This is a genomic window from Hymenobacter piscis (genome assembly GCF_018760735.1).
Classification (GTDB): Bacteria; Bacteroidota; Bacteroidia; order Cytophagales; family Hymenobacteraceae; genus Hymenobacter; species Hymenobacter piscis.
Map to the genome: position 1 here is coordinate 1 of NZ_JAHHZN010000030.1, position 20554 is coordinate 20554.

18 protein-coding genes are annotated in these 20554 nt (G+C 64.5%); 8 read left to right on the top strand and 10 right to left on the bottom strand.

The features are described from left to right. Positions 1-410: transposase (locus KLP40_RS19680; protein ID WP_215595550.1), on the top strand; the 410-nt coding region annotated here is incomplete at its 5' end. Here KLP40_RS19680 and KLP40_RS19685 read toward each other — a convergent pair. Continuing rightward, positions 407-1462 carry an IS110 family RNA-guided transposase gene (locus tag KLP40_RS19685; RefSeq protein ID WP_246559046.1) on the bottom strand — a complete coding sequence of 352 codons (1056 nt, stop codon included), beginning with the start codon at positions 1460-1462 and terminating at the stop codon, positions 407-409. The genes KLP40_RS19680 and KLP40_RS19685 overlap by 4 nt on opposite strands. A 254-nt stretch (positions 1463-1716) precedes the next feature. Next, complete coding sequence (locus tag KLP40_RS19690) at positions 1717-1863, bottom strand: helix-turn-helix domain-containing protein (RefSeq protein ID WP_215595586.1); 147 nt, start codon at positions 1861-1863, stop codon at positions 1717-1719. Here KLP40_RS19690 and KLP40_RS19695 point away from each other — a divergent pair. The 5 genes from KLP40_RS19695 to KLP40_RS19715 all read left to right on the top strand — a co-directional run bounded on the left by KLP40_RS19695 (position 1852) and on the right by KLP40_RS19715 (position 6649). Then, positions 1852-2229, top strand: a complete 378-nt coding sequence (locus KLP40_RS19695; RefSeq protein ID WP_246559047.1) for a Tn3 family transposase — start codon at positions 1852-1854, stop codon at positions 2227-2229. The genes KLP40_RS19690 and KLP40_RS19695 overlap by 12 nt on opposite strands. 164 nt (positions 2230-2393) lie before the next feature. Then, entirely contained in the window at positions 2394-2951 is a 558-nt protein-coding gene (locus tag KLP40_RS19700; protein WP_215595552.1) for a TetR/AcrR family transcriptional regulator, read from the top strand. 58 nt (positions 2952-3009) lie between these two features. Then, on the top strand, positions 3010-3927 hold the full coding sequence (locus KLP40_RS19705; protein ID WP_215595553.1) for an NAD(P)/FAD-dependent oxidoreductase: 918 nt from the start codon (positions 3010-3012) through the stop codon (positions 3925-3927). A gap of 644 nt (positions 3928-4571) precedes the next feature. Beyond that, complete coding sequence (locus KLP40_RS19710; RefSeq protein ID WP_246559048.1) at positions 4572-5246, top strand: class I SAM-dependent methyltransferase; 675 nt, start codon at positions 4572-4574, stop codon at positions 5244-5246. Between the two features lie 317 nt (positions 5247-5563). Next, positions 5564-6649, top strand: coding sequence for an IS110 family RNA-guided transposase (locus KLP40_RS19715; protein WP_215595555.1), 1086 nt, complete (start codon positions 5564-5566; stop codon positions 6647-6649). A 62-nt stretch (positions 6650-6711) separates the two neighbouring features. Here the strand turns inward: KLP40_RS19715 and KLP40_RS19720 are convergent, their stop codons facing one another. The 3 genes from KLP40_RS19720 to KLP40_RS19730 all read right to left on the bottom strand — a co-directional run bounded on the left by KLP40_RS19720 (position 6712) and on the right by KLP40_RS19730 (position 10675). Beyond that, positions 6712-7452, bottom strand: a complete 741-nt coding sequence (locus KLP40_RS19720) for a winged helix-turn-helix domain-containing protein (RefSeq protein ID WP_215595556.1) — start codon at positions 7450-7452, stop codon at positions 6712-6714. Positions 7453-7972: 520 nt separating this feature from the next. Further along, complete coding sequence (locus tag KLP40_RS19725; protein ID WP_215595557.1) at positions 7973-9517, bottom strand: SulP family inorganic anion transporter; 1545 nt, start codon at positions 9515-9517, stop codon at positions 7973-7975. A 381-nt stretch (positions 9518-9898) separates the two neighbouring features. Beyond that, positions 9899-10675 (bottom strand): hypothetical protein, encoded by a 777-nt coding sequence (locus KLP40_RS19730; RefSeq protein ID WP_215595558.1) that lies wholly within the window; start codon positions 10673-10675, stop codon positions 9899-9901. A 329-nt stretch (positions 10676-11004) separates the two neighbouring features. Here KLP40_RS19730 and KLP40_RS19735 point away from each other — a divergent pair, with 329 nt between their 5' ends. Further along, entirely contained in the window at positions 11005-12612 is a 1608-nt protein-coding gene (locus KLP40_RS19735; RefSeq protein ID WP_215595559.1) for a MutS-related protein, read from the top strand. Between the two features lie 200 nt (positions 12613-12812). On the opposite strand, the gene KLP40_RS19740 is transcribed toward KLP40_RS19735, so the two are convergent. The 3 genes from KLP40_RS19740 to KLP40_RS19750 all read right to left on the bottom strand — a co-directional run bounded on the left by KLP40_RS19740 (position 12813) and on the right by KLP40_RS19750 (position 17135). Continuing rightward, the gene (locus KLP40_RS19740) at positions 12813-15593 is read right to left on the bottom strand and encodes a substrate-binding domain-containing protein (RefSeq protein WP_262898974.1); all 2781 of its coding nucleotides are present in this window, start codon (positions 15591-15593) and stop codon (positions 12813-12815) included. Positions 15594-15874: 281 nt separating this feature from the next. Then, positions 15875-16201, bottom strand: coding sequence for a nuclear transport factor 2 family protein (locus tag KLP40_RS19745; RefSeq protein WP_215595561.1), 327 nt, complete (start codon positions 16199-16201; stop codon positions 15875-15877). 121 nt (positions 16202-16322) lie between these two features. Then, on the bottom strand, positions 16323-17135 hold the full coding sequence (locus KLP40_RS19750; protein ID WP_215595562.1) for an SDR family oxidoreductase: 813 nt from the start codon (positions 17133-17135) through the stop codon (positions 16323-16325). Between the two features lie 119 nt (positions 17136-17254). Between KLP40_RS19750 and KLP40_RS19755 the strand changes: the two genes are divergently transcribed. Next, on the top strand, positions 17255-17629 hold the full coding sequence (locus KLP40_RS19755) for a winged helix-turn-helix transcriptional regulator (protein WP_215595563.1): 375 nt from the start codon (positions 17255-17257) through the stop codon (positions 17627-17629). 195 nt (positions 17630-17824) lie between these two features. On the opposite strand, the gene KLP40_RS19760 is transcribed toward KLP40_RS19755, so the two are convergent. After that, the gene (locus tag KLP40_RS19760) at positions 17825-18832 is read right to left on the bottom strand and encodes a hypothetical protein (protein WP_215595564.1); all 1008 of its coding nucleotides are present in this window, start codon (positions 18830-18832) and stop codon (positions 17825-17827) included. Positions 18833-18873: 41 nt separating this feature from the next. After that, the gene (locus tag KLP40_RS19765) at positions 18874-20475 is read right to left on the bottom strand and encodes a RagB/SusD family nutrient uptake outer membrane protein (protein WP_215595565.1); all 1602 of its coding nucleotides are present in this window, start codon (positions 20473-20475) and stop codon (positions 18874-18876) included. Between the last annotated feature and the right edge of the window lie 79 nt (positions 20476-20554).

The window sequence follows — 20554 nt, forward strand, 5'->3', positions numbered from 1 at the left end:
ACTTCCTGCACCAGGTGCTCACGCGCCACTACGCTGATGTGCCGCGGGTGGACCTGGTGCAGGATAACCTGAATACGCACGCCTACGGCTCGTTTTACGAGCACCTGCCCGTGGCCCAGGCGCGGGCGCTGAGCCGGCAGGTGCGCTTTCACTTCACGCCCCGGCACGGCTCGTGGCTCAACATGGCCGAGCTGGAGTTTTCGGCCCTGGCCCGCCAGTGCCTGGACCGGCGCATCGCCTCCCTCGACGAGCTGGCCCGGCAGGTGCAGGCCTGGGCCACGGAGCGCAACCGGCGGGCGGTTAAGGTCAACTGGAGCTTTACGCTGGCCAAGGCCGAAGACAAATTGCAGCACTGGTACGAGAAAGTCAACCCCGTCAACAAGCCCGACCCCGACAAGAAACCTGTTTAAAAATTATGTGGGGGAAGCACTAGATGGGCGGTGGGGTAATCAGGATCGTACACTCGGTCCGTTTTCCAGAGCGCGTAGCAAAGCACGAGCAGTTTGCGCATAACGGCAATGACGCCGGGCTTGCCGCTGAGGTGGCGCGTACGTAATCGGGCATAAAAAGCGATTTGCCGCGGGTTATGGCGCAGGCTGCTAAGCGCGGGCAAATAAAGCGCCGTGCGCAGGCGTGTGTTGCCGCGCTTGGAAATGCGCGTAGCATGCGCCGAGAGGCCGCTTTGCCGCTGCACCACGTCCAGGCCGGCATAGGAGGCGAGTTGACGCTCGTTCTCGACCAGAGCGAAGCCGCTGGTCTCGGCCACTACGATGACGGCCGTCGTCCGCCCAATGCCGGGAATGCTCGTCAGCTGCTGCAGCTTGCGCGCTAGCTCCGGCTCGGCCGCCAGAAGCTCGGCCAGATCTTGATCCAGGGCCGCTACCTGCTCCTGCACCAGTTGCTGTTGGGCGGCCAGACGTGCTAACGTACGGCTGTCAGGCTGGTAGCTGTGCTGGTAGGCGTGCACGCGGGCCTTGAGCTGCGCACCCTGCTTGGTCAACACCTGCCGCTCGCGGGCCAGGGCCCGCAGCTGCCGCAGCGCTGGGGTAGGCGGCTGCCAGGCAGGCAACGCCCGCTCCAGGCCCAGCCGGCACAGCAAACGAGCGTCCAGTTGGTCGGTCTTACTCTTGAGTTCGGTGCTGCGGGCAAAATGCTTCACCTTGTTGGGCAACAGCACGCTGAGTAGCTGCTGCTGATCGGCTAGAAAGTACGCCAGCTCCTCATAGTAGACACCGGTGGCTTCGACCACAAACCAGAGTGGAGCGGCCGCCGATTGCTGCCGGGCCACCCAGCCGAGCAGGTCCGCAAAGCCGATTGGCGTGTTCTCGAAGGTCGTTTCCTTGCCGAAGTGCAGGCGCTGGTTCGCGTCCACCTGGCCCAGGCAGGCGACAAACGAACTCTTCGCGATGTCAATGCCGACGACGTACTTGAGCAGGGTACTCTCTTGTTTTGCTAGGAGCATGGAGCAAGTGGTAAGCAGGTGAAACCATCAGCCGGCCAGGGTTTTGCCACAACTTGTCTCGTGCAAATACGGGATGCCGGCGCGCGGCGTGGGCTCCCTCCATACTGTGCAGTCTTCAGGCAAAACGGAAGCAGGGCACGCTTTCTTTTGTGCAACGTCGAGGCCGCAGCCGCGCGTTTAGTTAAACGTGGTGACCCTGCTTCCTGCTCCAGCTACCCTTTGCAGAAAGGCAGCACAATCATACGAGTTAATTGCTAGGCTGTGCCAGCGGCTGCCTTTCGGTGGGCGTGAATGACCACTTTGCGGTGGCGTAAGTACTTGTAGAGGGTGACCTTGGAGATGTGCAGGCGCTGGGCAATCTCGTTGACGCCGAGTTTCTGCTCCGTTATATGGACGACCACAGCCTGCGCAAGCGCATCGACGACCAGCTGGACAAGCTCGAAAGCACGCATACCTTCGCCCGGGCCGTGTTCTATGGCCAAAACGGCCAGATTCCGTACGCTGGCAAGGAAGAGCAGCAGGTCGCTAATGCCTGCAAACATTTGGTGCAAAACGTGATTGTGTGCTGGAATTGCCTGTACCTGAACCAGTATCTCTTTCAGGCCCCGGCGGCCGAGCGCCAGGCGGTGGCCGATGCCATCGCGGCGAGTTCACCCGTGAGCTGGCAGCACATCAACCTGCACGGCGAGTTTGACTTCTCCGACGACGCCATAAAGGACTCGCTCCGCTTCGATGTAAAGGCCCTGCTGGCCTTCAACTGGGAGTAGGCTCCTAAACCGCCCGTTTAACTCGTATGATTGCGCAGCAGCAAAGCGGCCTTTCGACCCACGAGACCCACAATAGTGCGACCCTAACGACCAAGGACAAAAAATACTGACACTATTCATGAAGATGTCTCAAATATGAGACATCTTGCGTATATTTGCTCCCGATGACACGCAGCACGGAGCAAACGATAGTGGAAGCCGCCATTCTCGTCTTAAACGAGGATTATTCCGCCCCCCTGGAAAGGGTGGCCGAGCAGGCGGGCGTAACTCGCCGCACGCTGCATCGCTATTTCACCGGCCGGGAGGAACTGCTGGCCTGTTGTGCCCGCGAGATGCAGCGCAGCTGCCGCGAGGCGTTGACTCAAGCCTTGGCCAGTTCCCCCGAGCCGTTGGTCCAGCTTGAACACATGCTCTACGCGGGCATCGACTGCGGGGCCAAGTACGCTTTTTTCACCAAGCTGCACACCCGACCCGACCACCAGCATGCCCCCGGGCAGGCGGCGGACTGTGCCGAGTACGACGCCTTGCAGGCCCGCTGCCGCGCCGTCATCACGCGCTTGCAGCACGACGGGCGCATCAGTGCTCACCTCCCGGCCGAATGGGTGCTGCTGCTGCTGAGCGGGGTGGTAAAAACGACCATCGACGCCCGGATGGTGGGCGCAACGGAGCCGCACCTGCGGCAGTTTGCCTGGTTCTCGTTCAGCAAGGGCATCGGGCTGTGAGTTTATTTGTTTTCTCATGTCTCATAACAGAGACATTCCTCTTATGGCCCCCTGTCTCATGGAACATCAAGTTGCCTTCGAAGCGCCGGTTGACGTACTTATTATTGGCGGCAGCTACGCCGGGTTGTCGGCCGCCTTGTGCCTGGGCCGGGCCTTGCGGCAGGTGCTGGTGCTGGATAGCGGCCAACCGGCCAACCGCCCGACCCCGCACGCGCACAATTTCCTGGGCCAGGACGGGGCGAGTCCCGCCGACCTGGCCGCCCAGGCCCGGGCGCAGGTGCTGGCTTACCCCACGGTGCGCCTGCTGGCCGAATCGGCCGTGGCGGCCACCGGCACCGACGGCGACTTTACCCTGACCACGGATACGGGCCGAGTAGTGCGCGCCAGCAAGCTGCTCTTCACCACCGGCGTGCGCGACGTGCTGCCGACGCAACCCGGTTTTGCCGCGTGTTGGGGCATCTCGGTCATTCATTGCCCTTACTGCCACGGCTACGAGTACCGCCGGCAGCCCACCGGCACGCTGCTCAACGGCGAGATGGCGCTGCACCACGCCCGCCTGCTGCGGCAGTGGACCCCGCAGCTGACCATTGTCACCGATGGCCCGGCCACGTTCTCACCCGAGCAGTGGGCGCAGCTCGACCGCGCGGGCGTGCGCGTGGAGCAGACGCCGGTGCGGGAATTACACCACCACGCCGGCAAGCTCACGCACCTCGCGCTGACCGATGGCCGGCAGGTGCCCCTGGCGGCCCTGTACCTGCGGCCGGGCCTGGCGCAGCACTGCCTGTTGCCCCAGGAACTGGGCTGCACCTACACCAAAGCAGGCTACCTCCAGGTAGATGGCATGCAGAAAACCAGCGTGCCGGGTATTTACGCAGCGGGCGATGTCACCACCCCCATGCGGGCATTGAGTACGGCCGTCGCCGGCGGTACTCTGGCCGGCGTGGCCCTCAACAGCGAACTGCTGGCGCCCCTGTAAGCGCCAAGCCATCCGCTTCCAGGGCCACGAACTGGCTCTGGCAGCCGCAGCGGGAGGTAAGTGAGTAGCCCGCTAGGGAAGACGCTTCCCACGCAGCGACTTGTCCGGTGCATTGGCTTGCCCCCGCCTGCCACACGGCTCCCTCTTTCCACCTACTCTGGTTTTATATGCTAAGATTCCTTCCCCTCGCGTGTCTGCTGGCCCATGTAGAAGACCGCCTTTGCTGCTTGGTCCAACGAGCACTTGACCTTGACTGGCAAGTGCTTGCTAAGCAAGAGCCGCCGTTCGTCGCAAGCGGTTGGGCAGCCAGGCCGGCCGCAGCGGGGGCGCGGCGCTATATGGTGCGCTATCAGCTCACCGCGGCGGAACTGCGCGAGGGCCAGGTGGTGGCCTCCTACGTGGCCCCGTGCGGGCGGCTCTTCGACACCGATGAGCTGAACGTGATATGGGCCGAGTTGGTCGAGGAACTCGGCACTTCGCCATATCAACTAGGCTTGGAGATTTTAGCCATTGAGGTTTACCCACCGCCGGGTTGCTTGGGCTCGTCCCGCTGGTCCGGGGCGTAGCCATCGGGTGTCGGCGGGCGTTGCCACGGCGGTCACCCCTGCATGTTTTTCTCACTATGTCGTTTTCTTTCCCTGCCCATGCTCCCCTTTTCAGACCCTCAAGCCGTTGCCCGCTACGCAGAAAAACCCCCTCGCATCGTGCCCGGCTTCGTCGACTTGCACCGCATGAGCGCGTTGCTGCTCGCCGAGCGCACCCCGCCGGCTGGGCAGGTGCTGGTGGTGGGCGCGGGCGGAGGCCTGGAATTAAAAGCGTTTGCCGAGTTCCAGTCCGGTTGGCAGTTCGTAGGCGTCGACCCCTCGGCGGAAATGCTCCGGCTGGCCAAGGCTACGCTTGGCCCGTTAGCGGAGCGGGTGCGGCTTCATGAAGGCTACCTCGACACGGCACCAGAGGGGCCCTTTGACGCTGCCACTTGCCTGCTCACCTTCCATTTCCTGCCGCTGGCCGAGCGCCGCCGCACGTTGCAGCAGATTATGCGCCGGTTACAGCCGGGTGCTCCCTTCGTGGTGGCGCACCACAGCTTTCCACAATCCGCGGCCGAGCAAGCGGTGTGGCTCGCACGCTACGCGGCCTTTACCGTGGCCAATGGGGCCGACCGGGCCCAGGCGGAGGCTGGCAGCGCCGTCATGGCGGCCCGGCTGGCAGTCCTCTCGCCGGAGCAAGACGAAACCTTGCTCCGGGAAGCGGGCTTTGTCGACATCAGCCTCTTCTACGCCGGCTTTACCTTTCGGGGCTGGGTGGCCTACAAGCCGTAATGAGCTATCCATGAGCTAGGTTTTAGCTTATAGATGAACCATCCAAGCCGTCTGGCACGGCCACCGCTTAACTCGTATGATTGTGCTGCCTTTCGGCGAAAGGTAGCTGGAGCAGGAAGCAGGGTCACCACGATTAACTAAACGCGCGGTTGCGGCCTCGACGTTGCTCAAAAGAAAGCGTGCCCTGCTTCCGTTTTGCCTGAAGACTGCACAGTATGGAGGGAGCCAGACAGCGTGTAGGTATCCCGTATTTGTACGAGAATAGTTGTGGCAAAACCCTGGCCAGCTGATGGTTTCACCCGCTTACTGCGTGCCCGATGCCCTCCACTAAATCTGTGAGTCCCCCGCTCAAGTATGTCGTCGGGATTGACATCGCCAAAAGCTCCTTTGTCGCCTGCCTGGGCCAGGTGGACGGCAACCAGCAGCTACTCTTTGGCAAGGAAACCACCTTTGAAAATACCCCGAGCGGCTTTGCCTCCCTATTGAGTTGGGTAGCCCGGCAGCAAGCAGCCGCCGTCCCGCTGTGGTTTGTGGTCGAAGCCACTGGGGTTTACTACGAGGAGCTGGCGTACTTTTTAGCCGATCAGCAGCAGCTACTCAGCGTGCTGTTGCCCAACAAGGTGAAGCATTTTGCGCGCAGCACGGAGTTGAAAAGCAAGACCGACCAGCTGGACGCGCGTTTGCTGTGCCGACTGGGCCTGGAGCGGGCCTTGCCCGCCTGGCAGCCACCCACGCCGGCGTTGCGGCAGCTGCGGGCCTTGGCCCGCGAGCGGCAGGTGCTGACCAAACAAGGCGCGCAGCTCAAAGCCCGTGTGCATGCTTACCAGCACAGTTACCAGCCCGATAGCCGGACGCTGGCGCGCTTGGCGGCCCAGCAGCAACTCGTACTGGCCCAACTGGTAGCGCTGGACCAGGACCTGACGGAGCTGCTGGCGGCCGAGCCGGAGCTAGCACGCAAGTTGGCGCAGCTGACTAGTATTCCGGGAATCGGCCTAACGACAGCCATCATCGTGATAGCCGAAACCAGTGGCTTCGCCTTGGTCGAGAATGAGCGTCAACTCGCTTCCTATGCTGGCCTGGACGTGGTGCAACGGCAAAGCGGTCTTTCGTCGCATGCCACCCGCATCTCGAAGCGAGGTAACACGCGCCTGCGCACGGCGTTGTACTTGCCGGCACTCAGTAGTCTGCGGCATAATCCCCGCCAAATGGTCTTTTACGCTCGCTTGCGTACGCGTCACCCCAGCGGCAAGCCAGGCGTCATTGCGGTCATGCGCAAACTGCTCGTGCTCTGCTACTCGCTCTGGAAAAACGATCAAGTGTATAATCCCGACTACCCCACGGCCCATCTAGTCGGGCAAGAAATAGCCCCGGCCACCGAAGTGAGCCGAGGCTACGCAGGATGAACGCGCACGTCCTCCTTCAGGAACTCGAAGATAAATAAATGCTGGCTACCCCTTGCTTGCCATCACAGTATCTCGTATAAGGCCTTCGTGCTCTGCGCATTCACGCAGGCCGTCTCGTGCAGGTGTACCTGCGTGGGGCGGTGGGCGTTGACGGCCGCGTTCAGGTTCACCCGCTCGCGCCCGCTGACCGTAGGCAGCGGCCGAGGCTGCCCGGTGCGGGTCCAGACCCGCGTGGAGCGCGTGTTGTGGGTGGGGTGGGCGGCATCGGCGAAGTACACTACGGCCTGCCCGGCGGCGGCCTCTTCCAGCAGCGGGCGCAACTGCTCGGCCAAAAAGGTCGCCTGCTGCGCGGCGTCGGCCTCGCAGGGCACGGGCGTGGTGAGCTTGTAGCTGAAACCGAGCCGGTGCAGCAGTTGCGTCAGGCCTGAACGGGAGTAGCGCACGCCCCAGTGGCGTTGCAGCCAGGCGCCCACGGCCCGCACATCGGTGTAGAGGCACTCCTCGACTTGTCGGCACAAGGCCGCCAGCCCGGTCGAGGGCAACAGGCCCCAGTACGTGCTGGTCTCGTGGAGCAGGTACTTGTCCAGGAGCAGGTACTTGTCCAGGCCCAGCCGCTGCCAGGCCTGCGCGTAGCGGTACACCGTGCCATCGTCCAGGCCCAGGTCCTCGGCGATGCTGCCGGCCGAACGCCCTTTATCCAACAGCAAAATAACCGTCACTTTCACGTAGCCATCGTCGTCGCGCCGCCGCTTTTGCAGCTGGCGTAGGTGCTGACGCTCGGTATCGGTTAACGTGACTCTCATGGTGGCAAGCTACTACCCGTTTTCGCTTTCTACTTCACGATGAGTATAAATAAGGTTAGCAGATCTGCATTACCTCAAATTTAGCCCAAGCGCTTATTTAAAACATTAAAAACAGCTCTTTTTAATGTTATTTCATCAACTGCGCCTTAAAACAGTTGCTTCTCCCCTTCGGGGATAAAAGTAGGGCTTGCGGACGCACACGAACTTCTACAGTAGTTTAGGAGGCAGTGGTATAATATGAGGTGATTAGTGTCTTGGCTCGCCCCACGCTCACGGGCACCGGCGCGCCTTTGCCTGGGGGCCCGTCCGGCCGCTGCGGCGCACATCGTTCAGGTGCATATCCTCTATCCTTAAAATGCAGCGGCGCCCAGCTCCGCGCTGCGCCAAGACCGGGGCAAATGCGCATACTCTCAAGCTACCCACCGGGCACAAAAAAGCGCCGGCCTGCCAGCCGGCGCTCTTCCAATAGCTCTCGGGTTAGAACCCGGCGGCCGGGCCGGGCCCGGCGCAGCCCTCGTGATTAGTACATCACATTGGCTCCCGCCACGGTGTAGAGCGGATCTTCCAGGATGTTTACCTCGATAATAGAATCGGCTTTGCCCAGCAGCCGGCGGCAGTCGGGGCTGAGGTGGCGCAGGTGTACCGTCTTGCCGGCCCGGTGGTAGCGCTGGGTCAGCTTGTGCAGGGCTTCAATGGCCGACATATCGGCCACGCGGCTTTCCCGGAAGTCGATGACGACCTGCGGCGGGTCGCCGGCCACGTCAAACTTCTCGGTGAAGGCCTGGGCCGAGCCGAAGAAGAGCGGCCCGTAGATTTCGTAGTGGCGCACGCCCTCCGCGTCCAGGTGCTTGCGGGCCCGGATGCGCTTGGCATTCTCCCAGGCAAACGCCAGGGCCGACACGATGACGCCCAACAGCACGGCCACGGCCAGGTTCTGCGTCACGGCCGTGACGACGGTCACCAGCAGCATCACCAGCACGTCGGTAAGCGGCATCTTGCGCAGGATGCGCAGGCTGGCCCACTCGAAGGTACCGATGACCACCATGAACATCACGCCCACCAGCGCGGCCAGGGGCAGGCGCTCAATCAGGCCCGAGCCGGCCACCACGAACAGGGCCAGCGCCAGCGCTGCTACCACGCCCGAAAGCCGCCCGCGCCCCCGGGATTCCAGGTTCACCATCGTCTGCCCGATCATGGCGCAGCCGCCCATGCCGCCGGTCAGGCCCGAAGCCACGTTGGCCAGGCCCAGGGCCACGCACTCCTGGTTGCCCCGGCCGCGGGTATCGGTCATCTCATCCACTACGGTGAGCGTAAGCAGGCTTTCGGTGAGGCTGACCAGGGCCATGAGTATGGCGTAGGGCAGCACCAGTGCCAGCGTGGCCCAGGTGTAGGGCACCTGGGGCAGGTGCAGCGTAGGCAGTCCGCCCGCGATGGAGGCAATGTCGCCCACGGACTTGGTTGGCAGGTTGCCCCCAATGACCAGCGCCGACACCACGATGATGGCCACCAGCGAGGAGGGTACGGCTTTGGTCAGCCTGGGCAGCAGGTACACGATGGCCATCGTCAGGGCCACCAGGCCAGCCATGAGCCCCAGGGCCGGGCCCGTGAGCCAGTGCTCGGCCCCGGCCGCATCGCGCACCTTGAACTGCTCCAGCTGGGCCATGAAGATGATGGCGGCCAGACCATTCACGAAGCCGTACACCACCGGCTGCGGCACCAGCCGGATGAATTTGCCCCAGCGCAGCAGGCCCACGCCCACCTGCAGCAGGCCCATGAGAATAACGGCCGGAAACAGGAACTCGACCCCGTGCTGAGCCACCAGGGCCACAATGACGACGGCCACTGAGCCCGCCGCCCCGGATATCATGCCCGGCCGGCCGCCCAGCACGCTCGTGACCAGGCAGATGATGAAGGCCGAGCCGATACCCACCAGGGGGCTGATGTGAGCCAGCAAAGCAAAGGCCACCACTTCGGGCACCAGGGCCAGGGCGGTGGTCAGGCCGGCAAGAATTTCGTTTTTAACGTTGACTTTGTACTGCTGAAAGTACTGGATTACGGAAGACATATACACGCTGAAATTGGGCAAAAGAAAAGCCGCACGCTTCCGGCGGGAAGCGGCGGCCGGGGCATTCCGAGCCGGTCGTCAGGGTGGGGTGAGCTTGAAAAGAGGAAGGCAGAGGGTGTGCATTGCGTGGGCAAAGGTACGGAAAACCGTGCTGATTGCCGCCGGCACAGCCCCGCGAGGCTTATACGGTGACAAACCAGGGCTTGGCTCCCGGCCAGGGAAAGCCGCCCGGCTGGCAAGCCCGGCCTCCGCAATTACGCGCGGCATCAGGCCCGATGGCTTCGTTAAGCGGCCGGGCGCTGAACCTGACTCCCGCGCCCGGCCGCGCCTTGCGGCATCGGGCCGCTGCCTAACTGCCGGGCTCCCGAACCGGCCGGCGGGTCAGCGCGCAACAATAGTTCGTCGCACGGCTATGCCCAGGGCCAGGTTTTCCAGCCGACTGGCTGCGTACAGGGCCGGCTGCTGCTGGCCCCGCACATCGTAGTCCCACCGGCCTTCGGCCACTACCGGATTGCCAAACGAGTTGGTATAGCGCACGAAGGCGGTCAGCTCCAGCCGGGCAGCTACGTAGTGGAGGCCGGCACCAACCTGATAGGTAAGCGTCCGCTCCCGCACCGTCCGGAAATAACTGCTCTGGGAGCCATAGTCCGGCCTGCCGGCGTAAATGGGGTGGCGGGCAGATACTTTTTCGCCCATCGAGAGGAAAACTGCCTGCAAACCCGCGTGCGGACTGAGGCTCAACCTGCTGCGGGGATTGAAGGTCAGATACCGGTACAGCCGCAGGGGTACCTGAGCGGTACCAAACGAAACCGTAGCGCTCCGGCCAAATGGCTCCCGGGCATCGAGGGTAACGGCCGCAACACTGCCCAGCCCCAGGCCGCTTTCCAGGCGCCAACCCCGCGACCCGGTGTAGGAGGCCAGCAGCTCGCCCGTCGGAAAGGCGTAGCTGTTTTTCTGGAACCGGGCGCCGGGCGCCGGGCAAGCCTGCACCGAAAAGTTGACGTTGCCTGTTGCCGCCAGCCCCACGGCCAACCCGCGGGGCGGGAGCCCGGCCCGCTCCGGCCGGTTCAGGTAAACAACCTGGGCCGCAGCAGTACTGGCCCCCAGCAAGGCCGCAGCGCTCAACCCGGCTATACATCGAATGCTATATCCCGTCATGGCTGATAAATCAGAATCGTAACAATGACTCACTCTCGTTTGGGGCAGGTAACGCTGCCAGGCCCCGTTTTTGTATCCGGCCGCTTGCCTCGTCCGGTTGGCGGCCGATGACTTTTGCCAGACGGCAGGGGAGGGCGCCATAGCCATCGGTTCCGGCCCGGCAGGTGACGCCGCCAGATAGTGCCCGCGAGCAGACACTACCATCCGCCGGTGGGCCGGAAGGGGTTGCCAGCAGCGGTCTGGTAGTGCGTCACTACCTTTCGCGCTGCGTATACCGTTCCGGTAGGCTACCTCACTGCTTTCGCGCCAGTAGCGCCCCTTTATTCCGCATGTGGACTTCTTTCCGCACCCGCCTGTTGCGCCGCCTGGAGGCCGCCTGGCACCAGCCCGCCGCCCGCTCTCCCTACGTTCCGCTGCTGGCCCGCTACTACGACCAGGTGCAGCATGAGCCTGCCTACCACCGCCTGCCTGACCAGACCTGGGAGGACCTGAACGGCGACATGCTGTTTGAGCTGCTCGATGCCACGGTCAGCCCCGTGGGGCAGCAGTGCCTCTACCACCGCCTGCGCAGCCCGCTCGCCGACGCCGCTGCCCTGCAGGAGTTTGATGCGGCCGCAACCCTGCTGGCCCGGGAACCCGGGGCCCGCGGGCAGGTCCTGCTCGCCCTTCACCAGCTGGCGGCCGATGAGGCGTATTACCTGACCGATTTATTCAGCGGGCAGCCCCTGCCCCCGCTGCCCGGTGCCCGCTTCGCGCCGCTGCTCGCGCTGGGGTTCCTGGCCACGCTGCTCGGCGGGTTCTGGCTGCCCGGGCTGTGGTTGGCCACCGGCACGCTGGCGCTTGTGAACAGCGTATTTCACTTCCGGCACCGCTCCCGGGTGCTGCGCCACGTGCGCCCGCTCATGCCGCTGGGCCGCTTACACCGCGCGGGGCGGGCCCTGCACCGGGCGGCATTGCCCCTGCCGTCCGTGGGGCAGCTGGCAGGCCCCCTCGCCCGGCTACGGTCCGTCCTGCGGCGGGTGGCGTTCTTCCAGGTACAGGATAACCTGGGGGTAGTCGAGCTGCTCAAGATGCTGCTGCTGCTCGACCAGCTGGTATATGCCCGCTGCCGGGTGGCCGTGCAGCAGCAAGCGCCCGCCATTCGGGCCGTCTTTGAGGCGGTCGGCTACGTCGATTGCGCCCTGGCGGTGGCCAGCTTCCGCCAGCGTTACGCCACCTGCGGGCCGCAGTTCGGGCCGGCCGCCGAGGGCATCTGCCTGCAGGGCGGCTATCATCCGCTGGTGCCGGGGTGCGTGCCCAACGACCTGACTTTGTCCGGGCAGGGCGTGCTGCTGACCGGCTCCAACATGGCGGGCAAAACCACTTTTATGCGCATGCTGGGCGTGAATGTGCTGCTGGCCCAAACCGTGGCTACGTGCCCGGCCGGCGCTTACCGCGCCCCCTTCTGCCGGGTGCTCACCAGCCTCACCCTGGCCGATAGCCTGCCCACGGGCAAGAGCTACTACCTGGTCGAGGCGGAAACCATGCGGCAGCTGCTGGCGGCCTGCGACGCGGCTCCCGGCAGCTACCTGCTGCTGCTCGATGAGCTTTTCAAAGGCACGAATACCCAGGAGCGCATTGCGGCCAATAAAGCCGTGCTGGCTTACCTGCAGCCCCGCAGCTGGGTACTGGCGGCCACCCACGACGGGGAACTGGGCGCCCTGTTGCAGCCAACCTTTGTTGAATATCACTTCTGCGAGACGGTCACGGAAGACGACTGGTACTTCGATTACCGCCTCAAAGCCGGTCCGCTCACCACGCGCAACGCCATCCGGTTGCTGGCGCGCCTGCACTACCCGGCGCAGGTAGTCGCCGACGCGCAGGCGCTCAGCGCCGCCCTGACGGTGCAGCAACAGCTAACCCGAACCGAAGAACCGGTCTCATCGGTTGGTTTTTGAACGATGGCACGGGAGCGCACCGGTCTTTACGGCGCAGCAGAGTGCACTGCCTGCTTTGTGCGTAGCCGGGCCTCCCGCGCGCAGTTGCGACGGACTCCGGTAAAGCGGGCGTGAAGGGCCCGGGTTAACCCGCCGGACGCGTGCCTTGACGTGTGCCTTGACGCGTGTCTTGCTAGCGGGCCACCCTTTTTTCGCTCTTATCAGAGGGTAGGGGAGGTGTGCATCGTCCGGAACTCGGAGGGCGTGAGCTGGTAGCGGTTGCGGAAGCTGGTGGCGAAGTAAGACGGCGAGGAAAAGCCCAGCTCGTAGGCTACCTGAGCCACGGTGAGCGACTCATCGAGCAGCAGCTCGCGGGCCTTGGTCAGGCGCAGGCTCTGGATAAAGTCCGACACGCCGGTGCCCAGCACGGCCTTCACCTTGCGGTAGAGCTGCATCCGGGACACGCCCAGACTCCGGGCAATTTCCTCCACGCTCAGGTCGGTTTTGGTCAGGTTGGCTTCCACAATGGCCGTCAGGTCAGCCAGGAATTTCTGGTCGGCGCTGGCAGCGGTGGTCGTCGTCGTTGTGGCTTCCTGCACCGACAGCTGCCGGCGGTAATGCTCCCGCTGCCGGTCGCGGTTGGCCAGCAGGGTCCGCACGCTTTCCAGCAGAAACGTCGGGTCGAAGGGCTTGGTCAGGTACAGGTCGGCCCCGGCCTGCACGCCTTCCACTTTCTGCTCGGGCGCCCCCCGGGCCGTGAGCAGCACCACCGGAATGTGGGAGGTCCGCCAGTCGGCGCGCAGCCTGGCCACGAGCTCCAGCCCGCTGAGGCCGGGCATCATCACGTCGCACACAATCAGGTCCGGAATCAGGTGGGAGGCCAGTTCCAGGCCGGCCGTGCCGTTGACAGCCGTCTGAACCCGGTAGCCGGTGCGCAGCTTGCGGGCCAGAAAGTCGTTGACCTCCACGTTGTCCTCAATCACGAGAATGAGCGTTTCGCTGCCGGCTTCCTCCGGTCCGTCGCTCACCTCGGCTACCAGCGGTTCGGGCTCATCGAGGGCGAAGGTGACCGGAGTGGGCGGCTCGAAGGAAAGCAGCGCCTCGGGCAGCTCGCGGGGCAGCGTGACCACGAAGGTGCTGCCCCGGCCCGGCTGGCTGCTGAACGTGAGCTGGCCCTGGTGCAGGCGCACCAGCCCGTGGGCCAGGGCCAGGCCCATGCCCGAGCCCTTGGCCACGGCACCCTGGTCGCCCTGGTAAAACCACTCGAAAATGTGGCTCCGGTCCTGCTCGCTGATGCCCCGGCCGGTATCGGTCACGCTCACCTGCAGGCGCTGGTCGTCATCGTGGCGGCGCAGGGTCACGGTAATCAGGCCGTGGTCGGGCGTGAACTTGAGGGCGTTGGAGAGCAGGTTGAAGAAGACCTTGTCGAGGATGTTGCCATCGAACCAGGCCATGAGCACGGGCTCGTCGGGCAGAAACCGCAGCTGCACCCCGCGCCCCCTGGCCGGCTTGGCAAATACCTCCACGATTTCGCGCACGAAGCTCACCAGGTTGGCTTCAGTGGCGTGGACGGCCATTTTGCCCACCTCAATCTTGCGGAAGTCGAGCAGCTGATTCACCAGCTGGAGCAGGCGCTGGGTGTTGCGGCGCACCAGGCGCAGGTCCTGGCGCTGGGCGCTGGTGAAGTTGTCGCTGCCACTCATGAGTTCCTCCAGGGGCCCGAGAATGAGGGTGAGCGGGGTGCGCAGCTCGTGGGAGAAGTTGGTGAAGAAGCGCAGCTTGGCCTCGGTATCGGCCCGGGCCCGTTCGGCCAGCTCCTCGAGCTGGTTGCGCTGCTGGCTGATTTCCTGGTTCTGGGCCAGCAGCTGGTGGTTGATTTCGTCGTTCTTGGCGTTCTGCACGGCCAGCTGCCGGTTAATCACGCGGTTGCGGCGGGCCGAGCGCCAGGCCAGCCCGCCCAGCACTACCGCCCCCAGCAAGGAAGCCAGAGACACGTAGAGCGCCACCTGCTGACTTGAATACGTGGCCCGCAGGCGCTCCAGCAGGCTCTGCTGCTGCTCGATTTCCTGCTGCTGGCTGATGACCTTATCCGTCTGCTGCTGCATGGTCACGGCGTTGGTCGAGTCGATGACCATGGTGCCCAGCTCGTTTTCGCGCTTATAAGGCTGCTGGTGCAGAATGCGCAGGGCCGTGCGGATGGCATCCTCCCCGCCGGGCGAGTAAAGCAGCGAGGCGCTCAGGCGGCCGCGTCGCACCAGGTCGATGCCCTCCACGTCGCCGGGCAGCCCATCAACGCCGATAATCCGGATCTGGCGGGTGCGGCCCAGTTCCTGGCAGACTTCGTAAGCGCCCCGGCCCATGCCATCGTTGTGGGAATAGATGAGCGAAACCTCCGGGTGGGCCAGCAGCAGCTCCCGCAGGGCAGGTTTGATGAACTTGTCGCGCCAGTCGCCCGTCACCTCGCCCACCACGCGCAGATCGGGGTAGTCGCGCAGCGTTTCCACGAAGCCCCGGTGCCGGTCCAGGGTTGCCGACGAGCCCGGGGCCCCCAGCAGCTCGATGATGCTGCCGCGCTGCCGGAGCAGGCGGGCGGCGTAGCGGGCCGCCACCTGGCCCACTTCCACATTGTTGCCGCCCACGAAGGCCGTGTAGTGCTGGCTGGTAATGCGTCGGTCGAGCAGTACCACCGGGATGCCGCTGGCGTAGGCTTCCTCTACGGCCGGAGTTACGGGCGCCGCCTCGTAGGGCGAGACAATCAGCAGGTCAACGCCCTGCCTGACCAGGCGCCGGATCTGCTCGTTTTGCAGCTCACTGTTGTCGTGGGCATCGAGCATGACCAGCTCTGCCTCGGGGTGGAAGCTCAGCTCGCGCTGCATGCCGGCCAGCATGGCCTGCCGCCAGGGGCCCTCCATGCTGCACTGCGAAAACCCGATCCGGTAAGTGGGCGCCGGTTCCGGCCCGGCACAGGCCGCCAGGGACAGCAACAAAACCACCCGGCTCATTTTCCGGCCCCAGGTGGCGGTCCTACGTGTGTTCAACCCCAAAAAGTCAACTGTTACGACGAATCATTCCAAAGCCAGCGTAGTCAAAGCTAGGAATAAAATGCCGGCCTGCGGTGCTCCAGAGTAGGGGGTAGGGGCAGAGCAGACCGTGCCTGCTGCCGGGTCCGGGCCGTCGGGCTGCCGCGCCGCCGCGCGAAGCTGGGGTTGGAATTGCGTTTTGAAGTGGCAGGAGCGCCTGTCAGGCCACCTGCTGCCCCGCCGCCGCCGTGCAGGTTCCGGCGCTACCCGTGCAGGCGCAGGTCGCGGATGAGGTCGTCAGCAAGTCGAAAATCAGCCTGCAGCGTCAGCGGGCTGCAGGGGAAACGGCCCGTTACCCGTAGCGTAACCACCGTTTCGGCCGCGGCGGCCTCCACGTGCGTGGCTTCCTGCGTGAAGGGCGTGGCCTGCTGCGTACGCGTCAGCCAGGCTCCGATTTCGGCCTGGCCGTGGTAGTGGTGGCCGTCGTCGTGGACGTGGGCCTGAGGGGTGAAACAGCGCAGGGCGGCGGCCGTGTTGCGGGCATTTACGGCCTGCATATAAGCCGCCAGTGGAGTGGGCAATGAAAGCATCGCCGGAAGGTGAAGGAGGGCAGGACGTCGTTTAAGCTTCGCGCCAAACGCACCGGAAGAAATTTGGGCCGCGCGGCACCGAAACCAGCCCCGCACAGTCCGACAAAACCAAGCAGGCCGGCTACACTGTGGGCAGGGTGCCGCCATCGATGACAAACTCGGTGCCCGAGAGGTAGGCCGCGCGGCCCGACACCAGGAAGGCCACCAGCTCGGCCACTTCCCCGGGGGTAGCGGGCCGGCCCATCGGGATGCCGCCCAGGGAGCTCATCAGCCCCTGCAGAGCCGTGTCATAGTCGCTACCGGCCTGCGCGGCCAGGCGCTCTACCAGGTGGCCGGCCGCCTCAGTCTGCACGAAGCCGGGCGACACGCTAAGCACCCGCACGCCTTTAGGCGACACTTCCTGCGCCAGCCCCTTGCTGTAGGTGACGAGGGCGGCCTTGGCGGCCGAGTACGCCAGCGAAGCATCAAAAAGCGGCATTTTGCGCAGTATGGAGCCGATGTGGATAATCACGCCCGCCCCCTGCCGGAGCATGCCCGGCAGCAGCCCCCGGTCGAGGCGCACGGCGGGCAGCAGGTTCAGGCCCAGCTCCTGCGCCCAGTCTTCGTCGGTGAGGGGGGCAAAGCCCCCGCTGGGCGAAGCCGAACCGCCCACGTTGTTAATCAGAATATCGACGCCGCCCCAGCGGGCTTCCAGGGCCGCCAGCAGGGTTGCCACGCCGGCCGGCGTGCTCAGGTCGGCGGCCAGGAAGTGGGCGGGGTCGCCGCCGTCGGGGACGGTGCGGGCCGTGGCAATCACCTGGGCTCCGGCGGCGCGCAGGCGCTCGGCAATGGCCTTGCCCGCCCCCTTGGTGCCGCCCGTGACAAGCACGCGCTTGCCGGTCAGGCCTTCGTCGGGTAGTTGATTTGCCGCGGGGGAAAGGGAAGTAGCAGTCATAACAAACGGGAAGTGGTGTACTTTTAACAAAGGTGCGGCCCGCCGCCGGGCGTGGCAATACGGGATTTTACAATCCCTACCCCGCTGTCTTTTTTTTCCCCTCCCTTCCCACTGCTCCCATGTACGAACGCAAAATTGCCCCCAACCTGGACTGTGGCCTCGACCTGCTGCGGGAGGTGCTGGGCGGCAAATGGAAGATGAGCCTGCTCTATTTCGTGGACCAGGGCCTGCGCCGCCCCAGCCAGCTGCACCGCCGGCTGCCCGAGGTCACGCGCCGCGTGCTGACGCTGCAGCTCCGGCAGCTGGTCGACCACGAGCTGCTGCGCAAGGAAGACTTCTCGCAGCAGACCCGGCACGTGGAGTACCACCTTACCGCCCTGGGCGAGTCGCTGCTACCGCGGCTGGTAGCCCTGGGCGAATGGGGCGACGCCCACCAGCAGCAGCTCCGGCGCGTGATTACCGCAGTACCCCAGGACACGGTACTGCAGCGCTAAAAGCTGGCCTCGCCCGCCGATGGAACCTTGCGCTGGTGCCCCCGGCCGGCACCGCCCGATAAGCTTGCGTGCAGAGCACAGGTTTTTTTGCCGGCCGCCAGTGGCCGCACCATGCGGGAAGGCCTGTCGGGCATCGCAGATTGGCGCTTCCGGCTTAACCCAGCAGGTCGTTGCCCCACCCGGTCAGATAGTTTCTTAGATTCCCTTGTACTTATTGTCGAGATAGGTGAGGCTAAAAGCGCCCAGGTTTTTGAAGTAGCTGTTGACCAGCTTGGCCGGATCGGTGGCCAGCTCGCCGCGGCCGGGCACGTCGTTGCCGTCGTCCCAGGCCCAGGGGGCGTTGGCGCCGCCGTTGCCGTAGCTTTTCACGAAACCGCCCGCCGCCGAGGTAAACAGCGCCGCGTTGGTGCGCTGCTCCCATAGGCCGCCCGCCGCAAAAATATCCACGAGCTTGTACTTCACGTCCCGGTCATCGGCCGAGGTCGGGGCTTCGGCGGTAGCGGCCGTGGGGAAGTACTTCAGGCCGTCGCCGTTGAGCTTGTAGTACGGATACGCCTTCAGGCCGTGGCCCTTGGCCTCCTGGGCCGTAACCGGGTGCAGCTCGCCGTTGTAGCTTTCCAGGCTCAGCGTCCCGTCGATATCCTCCTGGTTGGCCTGCAAGGCAGAGCCGGCCGGCACGAAAGAATAGAAGTCCGAGTGGGCCACCGTTACGATGGCCTGCAGGTTGCCGTAGGTGCTGCCGTCCTTTTTCACCACGGCCAGCAGGCCTTCCAGGTCGTTTTCGTGCTCGTCCAGGTTATAAAGCAGGAAGTTGTCGGTCCAGTCGCGGGGGTGGAAGAAGGCGTAGGTAACAAACCAGTGGGTGCTGGTTTCCACCACCGAGTAGTAGCCGTGGCCGGTGGCGGCGAAGCGGCTCAGGTTGTTCCAGTTGTTGGTGCCGCTCCAGTCGCCGTCGTAGTTGATGGCCGCCAGGTAGTCGCCCTTGCCGCTAAGGCCATGGCCGCCGGTTACGTCGGTATCCTGGTAATGCACCGGGGCCCAGCGCAGGGCCAGGCTGGCCTTGAAGGCGGCCGTGGCATCGGCCGTGTGGGTGGCGCGGGGGGCTACCGTTTCGGCCTGGTCCGGGGTCAGGTTGCAGCTGCTCAGGGCCGAGAGGGCCAGGCCGGTGGCCAGCAATGCCACTCTGGGAGTTAGGTTTTTCATGCGGGTGTAGTGGTTATGGAAAGGAAAGGAAAGAAGGACGTTTAGTAGCCGGGGTTCTGCTGCAGGTTGGTGTTGAGAGTCAGCTCGGTAGCGGGGATGGGGAACAGGCGGCGGTGCGGCTCGGCATTGGTTTTCAGGCCCTGGCCCCACACGGCTTCCCACTTGCCGAAGCGGATGAGGTCGGTGCGGCGCCAGCCTTCCCAGGCCATTTCGCGGCTGCGCTCCTCAAACAGCATGTCCAGAGTCAGGGCCGTGAAAGCGGGCACCTGGGCCCGGGTGCGCACTTGGTTCACCAGGCTCAGGGCCGTGGCACCGTCGGGGTCCTGGCCGCCGCGCAGCAGGGCTTCGGCCTTCATCAGCAGCACATCGGCGTAGCGCAGCAGCACCAGGTCGTTGCCCTGGTCGCGGGAAGTGGAGGACTTGTCGGGGTAGTACTTGATATTGCGGGTGCCCTGGGCCTTGCCCAGCTCGTCGTTGCCCACGTCGAACTTGGCCGCGTCGCGGAAGGTGAGCGTATCGCTCAACGTGAGGTGGTAGCTGATGGGCGCGCTGCCGTCGGAGCCGGTGTAGCGCGAATCGAGGCCCTTTTTGGTGGTCGAAATCAGCACCGGCGTGCGGCCGTCGCTCAGGTACTGCTTGCCCGAGAGCCACTGCTGGTTGCGGGTGTCGGTGGGCTCCCGGTAGAGGGCGAAGAACTCGGGCCAGGTCAGGCTGGCGTTGCTGGGGGTGAAGAGCAGGCCGAACTTGTCCTTCATCTGCTGGTGCAAGGCAAAGCGGGACATCATGTTGCCCTGGGCCAGGTTGGCATCGAAAGGCACGGCAAAGATGATTTCACTGACCTGGGGGCCGTTTTCCACCGCAAACACGTCCATGTAATTCGTGGCCAGGCTGTGCTTGCGGCTCTTGATGAGCACGTTGCAGGCGGCAATGGCCTCGGTGTAGCGGGGCTGCCCGATGTAGACCTCCGCGTTCAGGTAGAGCTTGGCCAGCAGGGCCTGGGCCGTGCTCTGGGTAGGCCGGCCGTAGGTCTGGGCCGATACGTTTTCCGACAGGTTGGGCAGGGCCGCCTGCAGCTCCCGCTCAATGTACTCGAACACCTGCTGGCGGGTGGCGTTGGTGGGCTGGGCGGTGCTCCCGAACTCGGGCACCAGCGGAATGTTGCCGTAGGCGTCCATCATCAGGTAGTAGTACAGGGCCCGCATGGTGCGCAGCTCGGCCGTAAACTGGGTTTTGAAGGCGCCGTCGGGGGTATTCTGGAACAGGGCCAGGGTGCGGTTGCAGGTGCTGATGCCGCTGAAGCCCCACTCCCAGGCCACGCGCACAAACTGGTTCTGCGGGTTCCAGGTGTGCAGACTCAGCTGCTGGTAGCGGGCTCCGTCGTAGTAGTTGCCGTTGCGGGCCACAATCACGGCCTCGTCGGTGCTGAGCTCCTGCAGGTTCCAGTAGGCCTTGGCTATTTCCCCGCGCATCTGGCTGTACACCGGCCCGGAGGCGGCAATGAACTGCTCGGGCGTGGTCAGGAAGTTGCTGGGCGTGTATTCCGATTCGATGGGCGCGTCCAGATCGGTGCAGCCGGCGGCGGTGAGCAGCAGGGCCAGCGCGGCGGGCAGGGCCCGGAGGCGGAAAGGAAGTATGGCAGACATGGTTGTTGGTTTTTCGTTAGTGGTAGTGGAAGCGGGTCTTGGTGGCTGACTTTCACACGCCAACCACCAAAAACCAGTC